Consider the following 12,873-nt stretch of genomic DNA (forward strand, 5'->3'; position numbering starts at 1 on the left):
TCCTGCCGCCCGGGATCGATCCTGCCGCCCGGGATCGACCCAGACCGGCGGTTATGCCTCGAGCTTGGCCACAAGGGCGTCCGAAAGCGTGAAGTTGACGTAGACGTTCTGGACGTCGTCCTGGTCCTCGATCACCTCGACGAGGCGGATCAGCTTCTCGCCGGTCTCGTCGTCTACAGCGATGGGGGCCTGCGCTTTCCACACCAGGGTGGTGCGGCGCGGCTCGCCGAAGCGGGCTTCGAGGGCCTTCGAGACCTCGCCGTAGGAATCCTGCGCGCAGGTGACCTCGTGGCCGTCCGCGTCCGAGCGCACGTCGTCGGCGCCCGCCTCGATCGCCGCCTCCAGCATCGCCTCGGCGTCGGCGACCTCGGGGCCGAAGGCGATCAGGCCGACATGGTCGAACAGGAAGGCGACGGCCCCGGTCTCGGCGAGATTGCCGCCGGCCTTGGTGAAGGCCGAGCGGACGTCGCTGGCCGTCCGGTTGCGGTTGTCGGTCTGCGCCTCCACGATGAGCGCGGCACCGCCCGGGCCGTAGCCCTCGTAGCGAACCTCGTCGTAGGTCTCGGCGTCCGCCCCGCTGGCCTTCTTGATGGCGCGGTCGATGTTGTCCTTGGGGACGTTCTCGGCGCGGGCCGCGATGATGGCGGCGCGCAGGCGCGCGTTCATGGCCGGGTCGGGCAGGCCGAGCTTGGCCGCCACGGTGATCTCGCGGGCGAGCTTGCCGAACAGCTTCGAGCGGACCGCGTCGACGCGGCCCTTGCGGTGCATGATGTTCTTGAACTGGGAATGGCCGGCCATGGCGTGACCTTCGTCTGCGAATGCGCGTCTATGAATGCGCGTCTCGGGATCGCGACGGGACGCCAAAGGCCCGGACGGACCCTTCCTCGACGCCGCCACGTTGGGGATGGCGCGGGTTATAGGCCGGCTGCCGGCGCAGAGGCAACGCGAAGGTGATCGCCATGAACACGAGCCGGACGACCGTAGACAGGCCGCGCGGCCGCCGCACCTTCGGCCTCGCCGCGATCCTCGCCGCGATCCTCGGCGTGCTGGCGGGGCTGACCCTGTTTCCCCGCAAGGCCCAGGGTCTGCCGGAACAGGGGGCTGCCGGGACAGGGGCGCCGGCTACGAGGCCGCCGCGTGCCAGGCCCGGAGGGCAGCGAGGGTGACCACCCCGTCGGGCCAGGCCGTCCCGTCGATGTGCCGGTGGGGCTGGCCCGGTTCTCCGAGGTCCGAGACCGCCGAGAACGCGCCTTCGAGGCGATGGCTCTCGGTGTAGCGGCTGCGGGTGGCGATCACCGGCAGGCCGGCGTCGCGGGCGGAACGGATGCCGGCGGCGGAATCCTCGAACGCGATGGCCTCGGACGCGGCCACACCCAGGCGCTCCAGGGCGAGGAGGAAGACGTCCGGAGCCGGCTTCTTGCGCGCGGCCTCGTCGCCCGAGGCGATCGCGTCGAACACGCCCATGCCGCCATCGCGAAAATTGACGGCGAGCAGGCGGTCGACGTTCGGCCGGGTGGTGGTCGTGGCGACGCCGAGGCGGACGCCGCCCGCCTTGGCCTCGGCCACCAGCCGGGCGATGCCGGGACGCAGGGCGAGGCGCCCGGCTTCCACGAGGTCGCCGTAGAGCCGGGTCTTGCGCGCGTGGATCTCGCCCTGGAGCGGCGCCAGGCGTTCGGCCTCGTCCCCGCGTTCCGTGGCGATGTAGTGGGCCAGCCGCTCCTTGCCGCCCATCACGGCGAGGAGGTCGGCGTAGGTCCGGGGCGACCACGCCCAGTCGAGGCCCATCTGCGAGAAGGCGAGGTTGAAGGCCTGGCGGTGCAGGTCCTCGGTCTCGGCCAGGGTCCCGTCGACATCGAAGATCAGCGCCTTCAGCATGACAGCGTGCCGTCGCGGCCCATGCGGTCCTGCGCCCCGGCGCGGATCTCGCCGATGCGGTCGCCGTAGCCGGCCGGACCGCCCTTGAAGACGGCGTTGCCGGCCACGAAGGCGTTGGCGCCGGCGGCCGCCGCCAGCCCCACCGTCTCGGGCGTGATGCCGCCGTCCACCTCGATGTCGATGGCGCGTCCCGCCGCCATGGCGCGGATGCGCGCCACGGTTTCCAGCGTCGAGGGGATGAAGCTCTGCCCGCCGAAGCCCGGGTTGACCGTCATGACGATCACGAGGTCGAGCATGTCGATCAGCGGTTCGGCCATGGCGGCCGGCGTACCCGGGTTGAGGGCGAGGCCGGCCCGCTTGCCCAGCGCCCGGATCGTCTGGAGCGAGCGATGGACATGCGGCCCGGCCTCCACGTGCACGGAGATCGCGTCCGCCCCGGCCTCCGCGAAGGCGGCCAGATAGGGATCGGCCGGGGCGATCATCAGGTGCACGTCGAAGGGCTTCCGGCTGTGCGGCCTCAGGGCCTTGATGACCCCGGGGCCGAAGGTGAGATTGGGCACGAAGTGCCCGTCCATCACGTCGAGGTGGATCCAGTCTGCCCCGGCCGCGTCGATGGCGCGGACTTCCTCGCCGAGCTTGGAGAAATCCGCCGAAAGGATCGAGGGCGCGATGATCGGGCCGGTCATGGAGGGGGCCTCATTTGTCGTCAGCGTCACGCCATGCGGCGCTTGCGCTCCACGAGTTGCATGATGATGGGCGTCAGGATGAGCTGCATCGCCAGATCGAGCTTGCCGCCGGGGATGACGATGGAATTGGCCCGGCTCATGAAACTGCCGTGGATCATCGAGATCAGGTAGGCGAAGTCGATGCCGCGCGGGTCCTTGAACCGGATCACCACCATCGATTCGTCGGCGGTGGGGATCCAGCGGGCGATGAAGGGATTGGAGGTGTCGACCATCGGCACGCGCTGGAAGTTGATGTCGGTCCAGGTGAACTGCGGGCAGATGGTCTGCACGTAGTCGGGCATGCGCCGCAGGATCACGTCGGTGACGGCTTCGGTGGAATAGCCGCGGAACGAGCGGTCCCGGTGCAGCTTCTGGATCCATTCGAGGTTGATCACCGGCACGACGCCGATCTTCAGGTCTGCGTAGCGGGCGAGATCGACGTTGTCGTCGACGACGCAGCCGTGCAGGCCCTCGTAGAACAGCAGGTCCGAGCCCGGCGGGAATTCCTCCCAGGGCGTGAAGGTGCCGGGCGGCGTGCCGTAGCATTCGGCGGCCGCCGCGTCGTGGACGTAGTGCCGGGTGCGGCCGCCCCCCGACTCGCCGTAGCGCCGGAACACCTCCTCGAGCTCGGGCAGCAGGTTGGCGCGCGGCGCGAAGTGGCTCAGCGTCGGCTCCTCGGCCATCGCCTTGCGCATGGCGATGCGGTCCAGCGCGTGGAAGGCGTCGCCCTCGATGTAGACGGCGCTGACGTCCTCGCGGCGAAAGATCTGCTCGAAGGTGTTGCGCACCGAGGTGGTGCCCGAGCCCGAGGAGCCGGTCACCGAGATGATGGGATGACGCGCCGACATGGTGTGCTGACCGCGCCCGTCTTCAGCCCCGGATCAGGCCGCGCTGGCCGAACAGCGGCGAGCGTCCCGCGGCGGGGTTGCGGCCGCCGTAGTAGGTGGCGACGGTGGTCACCTCTTCGGCGGAGCCGAACACCAGCGGCACCCGCTCGTGGACGCCGGTGGCGGCGATGTCGAGGATGCGGCGCTCGCCGTCGGTGGCACCGGCCCCCGCCTGCTCCATCAGCATGGCGACCGGGGCCGCCTCGTAGAGGAGGCGCAGCCGCCCCTGCGCATAGCCTTTCCGGTTGTCGCCCGGATACAGGAAGACGCCGCCGCGCATGAGCACGCGCTGCGCGTCCGCCACCAGCGAGCCGAGCCAGCGCATGTTGCAGTCGCGGTCGCGCGGGCCCTCGGTGCCGCGCAGGCAATCCTCGATGTAGGCCTTCACGGGGGTGTCCCAATGGCGGGCGTTCGAGGCGTTGATCGCGTATTCGTTGCTCTGGGCCGGGACCGTGAGCTGGGGATGGGTGAGGCGGAAGGCGCCGGCCTCGCGGTCGAGGGTGTAGATCTGCGTGCCGGCACCCAGCGTGACCACGAGGGAGGTCGCCGGCCCGTAGGTGATGAAGCCCGCCGCCAACTGCGCCGTGCCGGGATCGGTGAAGGAGGCGATCGGGTCGCCGTCGCGCACCACCGCGGGGCGGATGCCGAAGATGGTGCCCACCGCCATGTTGACGCCGATGTTGGACGACCCGTCGAGGGGATCGATCGCCACGGCGAGCGGCGCGCCGGGGTTCAGCACCATGACCCCCTCGGCCTCCTCGGAGGCGACCTCCGCCACGGGCGCGCCGCGCAACGCCTCGGTGAACCGCTCGTGCGCGAGCACGTCCAGCGCCTTCTGCACGTCGCCGTCGCTGTTGTGCTCGCCCTGCGCGGCAAGGTCCCCGCCCAGCGCGCCGCGGCCGATGACCGCGCTCACGTCGATCGCGGCGGCGGCGCAGGCCGCGATCACCGCGGCGACATCCGCCATCCGTGCGTCCGCCGCCACCGCCTGCGCGAGGCAGGCATCGAGGTGGGTGCCGATCTCCTGAGACGCTGTCGACATGAAATCCCGTCCCTCTCATACCATTCGGACGCCGGAGACACCGCCCGCCCGTTTCCGCGTCGAGCACCTCGCCGTGCCCGTCATCTGACCTGCGGGCTTAATCGGCGGGCCGCATGAGGCAAACCCTCGCCGATAGGAATTCTGAAAAAACTTGCGGCCCTTCCCAAAAAAACTAAGAACCGCCGCATGCGCAACCTCTCCCTGAAGCAGCTCCAGGCGGTCGCCGCCGTATCCCGCCTCGGCACCATGACGCGGGCGGCCCAGGAGCTCAACGTCACCTCCGCCGCGCTCTATGCCCGCATCCGCCAGCTCGAGGAGGAGGCGGGGCTGCTCCTGTTCGACCGCACGCCCACGGGCCTGAAGCCCACCGACGCCGGGCGCGAGATGCTCTGGGCGATCGACAGCATCAACACGGTGCTGGAGACCTGCGCCGAACGCCTCGAGATCCTCAAGGGCGGCGGCGGCGGGCGGGTGGCGATGGGGGTCGTCTCCACCGCCAAGTATTTCGCGCCGCAGGTGATCGCCGGGTTCTGCGCCCAGAACCCGGCCGTCGAGATCAATCTCGCCGTCGGCAACCGCGGCGACACCGTCGACGCCCTGCGCAACTACGCCATCGATTTCGCGATCATGGGACGCCCCCCGCGCGACTTCGCCATCGAGGCGGAGACCTTCGGCGCGCATCCGCTGGTGCTGGTGGCACAGCCGGGACATCGTTTGGCCGGCCGCTCGGGGCTGACGCGGGCGGACCTGTCGGACGAATCCTTCCTCGTGCGCGAGGAGGGCTCGGGCACCCGCACGGTGTTCGAGGAGTTCATGTCCGGCGTCATGATCAAGCGCGCCAAGCTCGGAATCGATTCCGCCTCCAACGAGACGATCAAGCAGGCGGTGATGGCGGGGCTCGGGATCGCGCTGATCTCCGGCCATACGGTGGCGGCCGAGGTCGGGAGCCACCGCCTGATCCTCCTCGACGTCCACGGGCTGCCGATCCGGCGCGACTGGTACGCGGTCCGCCGCGCCGACAAGGTGCTCGGCCCGGCAGCCGCCGCCTGCTGGGACTTCGTGGTCAAGGAGGGGGCGCGCTGGCTGCCCACCCTCGACACCTCCGCAGGGCGCGCGCCCTCGGGGTTCGAAGCGTGAGCACAGCCGGCATCGTCATCCTCGGTGCGGGCCAGGCCGGGTTCCAGGTCGCCGCATCCCTGCGCGAAGGCGGGTTTTCCGGCCCTCTCGCCCTCGTCGGCGACGAGCCGGGGCTGCCCTACCAGCGCCCTCCCCTCTCCAAGGCCTACCTGGCCGGCAAGGTGGACGCGGCCGGCCTGGCGCTGCGCGCGCGGGATTATCTGATCGAGCACCGCATCGACCATCGGCCGGGATCGCGTGCCCTGGCCATCGACCGGGTGGCGCGCCTCGTCCACCTCGATGGCGCCGCCCCCCTCGCCTACGACCATCTCGTCCTGGCGATGGGCTCGCGCAACCGGTCGCTTCCGCTCGCCGGCGCGGACCTCGCCGGCGTTCACCAGCTGCGCTCGCTCGCCGATGCCGACCGCTTGCAGGCCGACCTCGCGACCGCGCGGTCGGTGGTCATCGTCGGTGCCGGGTTCATCGGTCTCGAATTCGCCGGGGTCTGCGCCGCGCGCGGTCTCGGGGTCCATGTCGTCGAGGCCGCCGACCGGCCCATGGCTCGCGCGGTCTCGTCCGAGACCGCGGCCTTCTTCCGTGCCGCGCACGAGGGTGCCGGGGTCCGGTTCGCCTTCGGCGCCGGCCTCCGGTCGATCGCCGGGCGGGACGGCCGGGTCGCAGCGGTCGATCTCGCCGACGGCACCAGCCTTCCGGCCGACCTCGTCCTGGTCGGCATCGGTGTGATCCCGAACCAGGAGATCGCCGCGCAGGCGGGCCTCGCCACCGCCGACGGCATCCTGGTCGACGCTCTCCTGGCCACCGGCGATCCCGCCGTTTCGGCGCTGGGGGACGTGGCCCGCTTCCCGTCTCGCTTCGCCGCCGGACTGCCGGGCGGAGACGTCGTGCGCATCGAATCGGTCCAGAACGCGGTCGACCAGGCCCGCTGCCTCTCCGCCCGCCTCCTCGGCAGGCCGGCGCCTTACGACGCCGTTCCGTGGTTCTGGAGCGACCAAGGCCCGCACAAGCTCCAGATCGCCGGCCTGTCGGCCCCCACCGACGAGGCGGTGGTGAGACCGGCCTCCACCGGCTTGTCGGTGTTCCGCTACCGGTCCGGCCGTCTCAGCGCGGTCGAGACGGTCGATCGCGGCGCGGACCACATGGCGTCTCGCCGCATCCTCGCCCTCGGCCTCGACCTGACGCCGGACCGGGCGGCGGATCCGGGCTACGACCTCAAGGCGCTCGCCAAGGGCGGCGCCTGACTTCAGCGATCGTTCTCGGTGGTGAGGTCGTCGGCCCGGGTTCCCTCGTCCCGGCCGCGCCGGCTCAGGCTGACCCCCGGTTCGCTGCCGTTGCTGAAGAGGATGCCCGCGGTCGTGAGGGCGCTCTTGAGCGCCTCGACCTGACCCGACGGCATGTTGCCGTAGCCGGCCTCGAAATCGTGGATCGTCTCCTCCGAGAAGCCGATCTTGCTCGCGACCTCGGCCTGCGACCACCCGAGGAGCGCCCGGGCCGCCCGCGCCTGGGCGGGGCTGATGACGGCCAGCCCGATACCGTCCTGTGCGCTCTCGTCCGATCCGGCCACGTCGCCCACTCCGTCCTGTTGCGGTGATGTCGTCCGGACAACGAGGTCACGGCCGGATCGTTCAGAGTCTTTGGGCCACCGCGTGCGGTAACGCCGGCCGCGTCGATGTTCGAGGGCAATGGAAATCGAGGCGGGAGAGATCGCGAAAAGCACGGGTCGCGCCCTTGACCATATTTGTGCTGGAATCTTATCCGATGGGCGACGCGATCCGGTCGGAGACAACGACACGGGCGCCCGCGTCGTCGCGCCGATCCCGGGCATCGGACGATCGACGCGCTGCCGGCGACAGAGGAGGCCGACCGATGAAAGCAATGCTGAGCACCGCCATGGCCTGGGCCATCGCCGGCGCGACCCTGATGGCCGGCCATGCCGCCCAGGCGCAGATGAACAACAACGTCACCGGCTTCGGCAAGGAGAACCGCGAGAAGCCCGAGAAGAAGCAGTACGTCCCCGCCGCCAAGGCGCAGGAGAAGATCTTTCCGCTCGATTCCACCTGGACCGCGGTGAGCCTGAACGGCAAGCCCTTCAACGGCAACGACCGGCCGAGCTTCATCATCGACAAGCAGTACCGTGCCCGCGGCTACGGCGGCTGCAACACCTTCGCCGCCACCGCCTTCCCGCTGAAGGACCAGAACCTCGCGGTCGGCCCGCTGGCCCTCACCAAGAAGCCCTGCGACAAGGGCGTCGGCGCCTCCGAGCAGGACTTCTTCATCGCCCTGCGTACCGCCGGGGCATGGGACATCGTCGGCTCGCAACTCATCATCAAGAGCCAGAAGGGCGAGCTGCGCTTCGACCGCGCTCTCTGAACGGACCGGCCGGAGCGCTTAACCGCCCGTTGACGACGATCGACGGTCCGGCCCGTCGATTCATCCCCCCTCAACCCGATCGGCGCCTTCCTCAGTCCCATGACGGGATCGCGGCGCATGATCGGTTTATCCTCGGACGGCACCGGTGGCGCGGGCGTCCTGCGGCACGGCTCGCGAGAAGCGTCGCGCTACGTCTTCGTGGCGGGCGTCGACCGGATGGCCGCCTGGATCGCCGCGGCGACGCCTGTCCTCGCGACGCTGATCGTGTTGTCGGTGCTTTGAGACGAATGGACGATCCCGCCGCCATGGTGGCCTGACGGCGTTGCGCCCCATTCTCCACGTCATCTCCGGCCTGCGCACGGGGGGCGCCGAGACCATGCTGGTCGCCCTCTGCCGCTCGCTCCAGGCGCGCGGCCTGCCCCAGCACGTGGTGAGCCTGACGCGGGGGGGCGAGAACGCCGAAGCGCTGGCCGCCGCCGGCGTCACCGTTCATGTCCTCGCGCCGGGAGGGCTTGCCGGGGCTGCGGCCTCGCTCCTGTCCCTGTCGCGGCTGATCCGCCGCCTGCGGCCGGCGGTGATCCAGGGCTGGCTCTATCACGGCGATCTGTTCGCGGCCCTCGCCCACCGGCTGGCAGGGGCGCCGCGCCGCAGCCTCCTCGCCTGGGGATGGCGCAATTCCGACATCGACCACGCCCGTTACGGACGCCTCCTGCGGATCGGCCGCGCCTTATCCGGCTGGCCCGGCCTCGTCGTCTCCAACAGCCAGGCCGGTGCCGATTTCCACTGCGGCCTCGGCTACCGCCCCCGCCGCCTCGCGGTGATCCCCAACGGTATCGACACGGTGCGCTTCCGTCCGGATACGGCGGCCCGAGCCGTGATCCGGGCGGAACTCGGCATCCCCGAGGATGCGGTCGTGGTGATCCACGCCGCCCGGCTCGACCCGATGAAGGACCACGGCGCCGTGCTCGCCGCCGCCGCGCTGGTGCCGCAGCTACGGTTCGTCCTGGCGGGTGCGGGTACCGAGACACTGGCCCAGCCGCCCAACGCCATCGCCCTCGGGCGCCGTGACGACCTCCCCCGCCTCTATGCGGCCGCCGACATCGTCCTTTCGACGTCCGCCTTCGGCGAGGGCTTCTCCAACGCCCTCGCCGAAGGCATGGCGGCCGGCCTGGTGCCGGTGGCGACGCGGGTGGGTGATGCCGCCCTCATCCTCTCCGGAAGCGGCCGGCTCGTCCCGCCCGGCGATCCCGCCGCCGTGGCCTCGGCTCTGGCCGACTTCGGCGCCCTCGCCCCGATCGCCCGCCGCGAGACCGGGCTTGCGGCCAGGGCCCGGATCGTGCGCGCCTTCGGCATCGACGCGATGGCCGCAGGCTTCTTGGAAGCCTGGACGCAGGCGGGAGCCAGCCTCGACCCAGCGGCGGATCGAAGTCGGTAGATCGATCTCCTTCAAATCCCCAATCGATCGCAACAGTTCTTCTACGGTCGCGGAAAAAGCTTATCGATACAGAAGGTTGTTGTCGTTCCCGCAGTGTTGGCGATTGCCTCCCGCGGGGCGACGCGATATCCCGGCGCCTTCCGATCTTCGGACGGGTCGCGACCCGTTCCGCTCTCCAGCCCGGGCCGCCCGCGCGGCGGCCGTCCCTCCAGGAGCATCAGACCCCATGGCCGAGACGTCCTCTTCCGCCAAGGTCGGCCACGGCCGGATCTATGGTTCGATCACCGAGACCATCGGCAACACGCCCCTGGTCCGCCTCAACCGCATCACCAAGGAGCGCGGGATCGAGGCCGAGATCCTGCTCAAGCTCGAGTTCTTCAACCCGATCGCCAGCGTGAAGGACCGCATCGGCGTCAACATGATCGACGCCCTCGAGGCATCGGGTCGGCTCAAGCCCGGCGGCACCCTGGTGGAGCCGACCTCCGGCAACACCGGCATCGCCCTGGCGTTCGTGGCGGCCGCGCGCGGCTACCGCCTGATCCTGGTCATGCCCGAGACGATGTCCCTGGAGCGTCGCAAGATGCTCGCTTTCCTCGGTGCCGAGCTGGCGCTGACCCCTGGCCCGCAGGGCATGAAGGGCGCGATCGCCAAGGCCGAGGAGCTGCTCGCCGAGATTCCGGGCGCGGTTATGCCCCAGCAGTTCTCGAACCCGGCCAACCCGGAAATCCACCGCAGGACCACCGCCGAGGAGATCTGGAGCGACACCGGCGGGCAGCTCGACGCCTTCGTCGCCGGCGTCGGTACCGGCGGCACCATCACCGGCGTCGGCTCGGTGCTCAAGCCGCGCCTGCCGGGCCTGCGGGTCGTGGCCGTGGAACCGGTGGATTCGCCCGTGATCTCCGGCGGCCAGCCCGGCCCGCACAAGATCCAGGGCATCGGTGCCGGCTTCATCCCGGAGAACCTGCACCGCGACGTCGTCGACGAGGTCATCACGGTCTCCAACCAGGAAGCGTTCGATACCGCGCGCCTGGTGGCGCGGCTCGAAGGCATTCCGGGCGGCATCTCCACCGGCGGCAACGTCGCGGCCGCCCTCAAGCTCGCCGAACGTCCCGAGTTCCGGGGCAAGCGCATCGTCACCGTCGCCTGCTCGTTCGCCGAACGCTACATCTCCTCGGCGCTGTTCGAAGGCATCGGCTGAGGGACGTCCCGGTCGAGCCTGCCTCGGCCGGGTCGCCGGCTCCATGCGGACGGAGCCGGTCGTCGTCGGATCGACCGCGACGGCCGGAAAAATCCGGCCCGCGCCTTGCACATGACCGGTACGGCCGAGGGCATCGTGGTCCGATGACGCCGACCGACGAGCGAAATGGACCGCTCAGTCCCCATACGACGGTGCGTGAATACGAATTTGCCTTATGGCAGCGCAGGATGGCGCATGATTGATCAGCGCATTCCGCAACGCAGTAACCCTCTGTTAGACGTCTGTGCCGTTATTTGGAACGGGCATCGTTGCGGCCGCGAGGCGGCGGGCACGGTGCAAGACGCGGGGAGCGGTGATGCTGGCGCAGGATTTCCTGACGTTCCATGAGGCGTCGCGGCGCGGCGGCGTGATCCTGTCCTTCGGTGGCGACCTCTCCGAGAACGTCCTGTTCTCGCTCGGCGAAGTCCTGAAACTGCGCATGAGCCAGGGCGAGACCGACGCCTCCGTCGCCAAGCGGGTGTTCTCGATCTTCGTCGAGCAGGCGCAGAACATCATCCGGTACTCGGCCGACAAGCTGCCGCGGCCGCAGGACAAGGCGCCCGGCCCGAGCGGCCTCGTCAGCGGCGGCATGATCGTCGTCGGCGTCGAGGAGGGCCGGTTCTTCGTCGTGTGCGGCAACGAGGTGCCGCAGGCCGACGTGCCGACCCTGAGGAGCCGGCTCGCGCACATCGTCGGCCTGTCGAGCGAGGAGTTGAAGCGCTTCTACCGCGAGAAGCTGCGCCAGGCGCCCGACGAAGGCAGCCTCGGCGGCAGCATCGGCCTCATCGAGATCGCCCGGCGGTCGAGCGCGCCGGTCGAGTACGACTTCCACGACATCGCCGGCGACCGCTGCCTGTTCTGCCTCAAAGCCTATATCTAGACGGTGGTTCTGCGATGGACAGAATTCAAATCCCCGCCACCGACCGATCGCCCGCGGTGGACTTCGATTTTTCCGCAGGCCTGCTGCGGATCAGCGGCGAATCGTACCCGGAGGATGCCGCGGCCTTTTTCGGGCCCCTGCTGCAATCGCTGCGCGCCTATCTCGGACAGGGCGGCGAGAACGCGGTGACGGTGGAGGTCGCCCTGGCCTACTTCAACAGCTCCAGCGCGAAAGCGCTCATGAACCTGTTCATGGCGCTCGAAGACGCCGCCGCCGAGGGCCGGCCGGTGGCCATCCGCTGGTTCTACGCCGAGGGCGACGACACCATCCAGGAAGCCGGCGAGGATTTCGCCTCCGATTTCTCCTACGGCAGCTTCGACCTCGTAACGGCGCCGCAGGCCGAGGAGGCACACCGATGAGGGCGAAGGCCGGTGCGGCGATGGTCCAGGCTCCCGTCGTCCAGGGGCCCGTCATCCAGGGTCCTGCCGTTGAGGAATTCAGCCTCTACGATGCCGAGGAGGCCGTCCTCGTCAGCACGACGGAGATGCTGGCGGGGCTCACCGAGATGGCCGGGGGGGTCAGGAGCCTCGCCGATTCCTACCGCCGCAGCCTGCGCGAGCAGAAGCGCCTCGTGCGCATGAGCGACCGCATGCAATCCGAATTGCAGAAGGCCAACCATTGCCTGGCCGAGCAGCGACGCGACCTCCAGTCGCTCAACGAGGCCTTGGAAGGCGAGATCCGGCATCGCACGCGCCTCGAAGGCGAGCTGCGGCGCCTCGCCGACATGGACGACCTCACCGGCGCCCATGCCCGCCGCCACTTCCTCGAGGTCGGCGAGCGCGAATGGGCGCGGCATCGGCTCTCGCAGGCGCCGATCTGCGTCCTGATGCTCGACCTCGACCGTTTCAAGCGCCTGAACGACGGTTTCGGCCACGGCGCCGGCGATGCCGCCCTCAAGGCGTTCGTGGCGGCCTGTCGCGACCGCTTGCGGCCCGATGACGTCATCGGGCGGATGGGCGGGGAGGAATTCGCCGTGCTGCTTCCCGGGGCGGACAGGCTCACGGGGCTCGCCGTGGCGGAAACCATCCGCGAGGCTGTCGCCGCGACGGAGGTGGCCTGGGACGGCGCGACGCTGTCGATCACCGTGAGCGTCGGTGCCGCGGCGGCCGTGGCGGGCGAATCCATCGAGGCGGCACTCCGCCGGGCCGACGCCGCGCTCTACTTCGCCAAGCACACCGGCCGGAACTGCGTCTGCGACGCCGCCGAGCCGATGCCCGGGATGGTGTGA

At 70.1% G+C, this 12,873-nt stretch carries 15 protein-coding genes; 9 read left to right on the top strand and 6 right to left on the bottom strand.

The features are described from left to right. Positions 1 to 51 precede the first annotated feature (51 nt). The 5 genes from ASF39_RS12175 to ASF39_RS12195 form a co-directional block, all read right to left on the bottom strand. Positions 52 to 798, bottom strand: a complete 747-nt coding sequence (locus ASF39_RS12175; protein WP_056284208.1) for a YebC/PmpR family DNA-binding transcriptional regulator — start codon at positions 796 to 798, stop codon at positions 52 to 54. A 324-nt stretch (positions 799 to 1,122) separates the two neighbouring features. Then, complete coding sequence (locus ASF39_RS12180; protein ID WP_056284211.1) at positions 1,123 to 1,875, bottom strand: HAD-IA family hydrolase; 753 nt, start codon at positions 1,873 to 1,875, stop codon at positions 1,123 to 1,125. Next, on the bottom strand, positions 1,869 to 2,561 hold the full coding sequence (gene rpe / locus ASF39_RS12185; RefSeq protein ID WP_056284214.1) for a ribulose-phosphate 3-epimerase: 693 nt from the start codon (positions 2,559 to 2,561) through the stop codon (positions 1,869 to 1,871). Before rpe ends, ASF39_RS12180 begins: the two co-directional genes overlap by 7 nt. Positions 2,562 to 2,587: 26 nt before the next feature. Continuing rightward, on the bottom strand, positions 2,588 to 3,448 hold the full coding sequence (locus ASF39_RS12190) for a phosphoribulokinase (RefSeq protein ID WP_055885832.1): 861 nt from the start codon (positions 3,446 to 3,448) through the stop codon (positions 2,588 to 2,590). 22 nt (positions 3,449 to 3,470) lie between these two features. Beyond that, positions 3,471 to 4,529: a class 1 fructose-bisphosphatase gene (locus tag ASF39_RS12195; protein ID WP_056284217.1), complete on the bottom strand. Its 1,059-nt coding sequence runs from the start codon at positions 4,527 to 4,529 to the stop codon at positions 3,471 to 3,473. A 186-nt stretch (positions 4,530 to 4,715) separates the two neighbouring features. On the opposite strand from ASF39_RS12195, the gene ASF39_RS12200 reads away from it, so the two are divergent. Continuing rightward, a complete protein-coding gene (locus tag ASF39_RS12200) occupies positions 4,716 to 5,666 on the top strand; it encodes a LysR family transcriptional regulator (RefSeq protein WP_055885837.1) in 951 nt (316 codons plus the stop codon). Continuing rightward, positions 5,663 to 6,904 carry an FAD-dependent oxidoreductase gene (locus ASF39_RS12205; RefSeq protein ID WP_056284220.1) on the top strand — a complete coding sequence of 414 codons (1,242 nt, stop codon included), beginning with the start codon at positions 5,663 to 5,665 and terminating at the stop codon, positions 6,902 to 6,904. The genes ASF39_RS12200 and ASF39_RS12205 overlap by 4 nt, the downstream gene beginning before the upstream one ends. Positions 6,905 to 6,906: 2 nt before the next feature. Here ASF39_RS12205 and ASF39_RS22370 read toward each other — a convergent pair whose 3' ends face one another. Continuing rightward, complete coding sequence (locus ASF39_RS22370) at positions 6,907 to 7,227, bottom strand: helix-turn-helix transcriptional regulator (RefSeq protein ID WP_244472386.1); 321 nt, start codon at positions 7,225 to 7,227, stop codon at positions 6,907 to 6,909. A gap of 302 nt (positions 7,228 to 7,529) precedes the next feature. Here ASF39_RS22370 and ASF39_RS12215 point away from each other — a divergent pair, with 302 nt between their 5' ends. The 7 genes from ASF39_RS12215 to ASF39_RS12245 all read left to right on the top strand — a co-directional run bounded on the left by ASF39_RS12215 (position 7,530) and on the right by ASF39_RS12245 (position 12,873). Then, a complete protein-coding gene (locus ASF39_RS12215; RefSeq protein WP_056284223.1) occupies positions 7,530 to 8,033 on the top strand; it encodes an META domain-containing protein in 504 nt (167 codons plus the stop codon). A 117-nt stretch (positions 8,034 to 8,150) separates the two neighbouring features. After that, on the top strand, positions 8,151 to 8,315 hold the full coding sequence (locus ASF39_RS12220) for a hypothetical protein (RefSeq protein ID WP_156648475.1): 165 nt from the start codon (positions 8,151 to 8,153) through the stop codon (positions 8,313 to 8,315). Between the two features lie 40 nt (positions 8,316 to 8,355). Beyond that, on the top strand, positions 8,356 to 9,468 hold the full coding sequence (locus ASF39_RS12225; protein ID WP_056284229.1) for a glycosyltransferase: 1,113 nt from the start codon (positions 8,356 to 8,358) through the stop codon (positions 9,466 to 9,468). 226 nt (positions 9,469 to 9,694) lie between these two features. Further along, a complete protein-coding gene (gene cysK / locus ASF39_RS12230) occupies positions 9,695 to 10,666 on the top strand; it encodes a cysteine synthase A (RefSeq protein ID WP_056284231.1) in 972 nt (323 codons plus the stop codon). A gap of 355 nt (positions 10,667 to 11,021) precedes the next feature. Beyond that, positions 11,022 to 11,585: a SiaB family protein kinase gene (locus ASF39_RS12235; RefSeq protein WP_056284234.1), complete on the top strand. Its 564-nt coding sequence runs from the start codon at positions 11,022 to 11,024 to the stop codon at positions 11,583 to 11,585. 14 nt (positions 11,586 to 11,599) lie between these two features. After that, on the top strand, positions 11,600 to 12,004 hold the full coding sequence (locus tag ASF39_RS12240) for a DUF1987 domain-containing protein (protein ID WP_056284237.1): 405 nt from the start codon (positions 11,600 to 11,602) through the stop codon (positions 12,002 to 12,004). Beyond that, positions 12,001 to 12,873, top strand: coding sequence for a GGDEF domain-containing protein (locus ASF39_RS12245; RefSeq protein ID WP_244472387.1), 873 nt, complete (start codon positions 12,001 to 12,003; stop codon positions 12,871 to 12,873). Before ASF39_RS12240 ends, ASF39_RS12245 begins: the two co-directional genes overlap by 4 nt.

Source organism: Methylobacterium sp. Leaf108 (assembly GCF_001423265.1).
GTDB lineage: Bacteria > Pseudomonadota > Alphaproteobacteria > Rhizobiales > Beijerinckiaceae > Methylobacterium.

Bases quoted from the DNA above. Each gene is read 5' to 3' on its own strand.
- ASF39_RS12220 (WP_156648475.1), top strand. From the start codon at position 8,151: ATGATCGGTTTATCCTCGGACGGCACCGGTGGCGCGGGCGTCCTGCGG.
- ASF39_RS12245 (WP_244472387.1), top strand. From the start codon at position 12,001: ATGAGGGCGAAGGCCGGTGCGGCGATGGTCCAGGCTCCCGTCGTCCAG.
- ASF39_RS12190 (WP_055885832.1), bottom strand. From the start codon at position 3,448: ATGTCGGCGCGTCATCCCATCATCTCGGTGACCGGCTCCTCGGGCTCG.
- ASF39_RS12200 (WP_055885837.1), top strand. From the start codon at position 4,716: ATGCGCAACCTCTCCCTGAAGCAGCTCCAGGCGGTCGCCGCCGTATCC.
- rpe (WP_056284214.1), bottom strand. From the start codon at position 2,561: ATGACCGGCCCGATCATCGCGCCCTCGATCCTTTCGGCGGATTTCTCC.
- ASF39_RS12175 (WP_056284208.1), bottom strand. From the start codon at position 798: ATGGCCGGCCATTCCCAGTTCAAGAACATCATGCACCGCAAGGGCCGC.
- ASF39_RS12240 (WP_056284237.1), top strand. From the start codon at position 11,600: ATGGACAGAATTCAAATCCCCGCCACCGACCGATCGCCCGCGGTGGAC.
- ASF39_RS12195 (WP_056284217.1), bottom strand. From the start codon at position 4,529: ATGTCGACAGCGTCTCAGGAGATCGGCACCCACCTCGATGCCTGCCTC.
- ASF39_RS12180 (WP_056284211.1), bottom strand. From the start codon at position 1,875: ATGCTGAAGGCGCTGATCTTCGATGTCGACGGGACCCTGGCCGAGACC.
- cysK (WP_056284231.1), top strand. From the start codon at position 9,695: ATGGCCGAGACGTCCTCTTCCGCCAAGGTCGGCCACGGCCGGATCTAT.
- ASF39_RS12215 (WP_056284223.1), top strand. From the start codon at position 7,530: ATGAAAGCAATGCTGAGCACCGCCATGGCCTGGGCCATCGCCGGCGCG.
- ASF39_RS12235 (WP_056284234.1), top strand. From the start codon at position 11,022: ATGCTGGCGCAGGATTTCCTGACGTTCCATGAGGCGTCGCGGCGCGGC.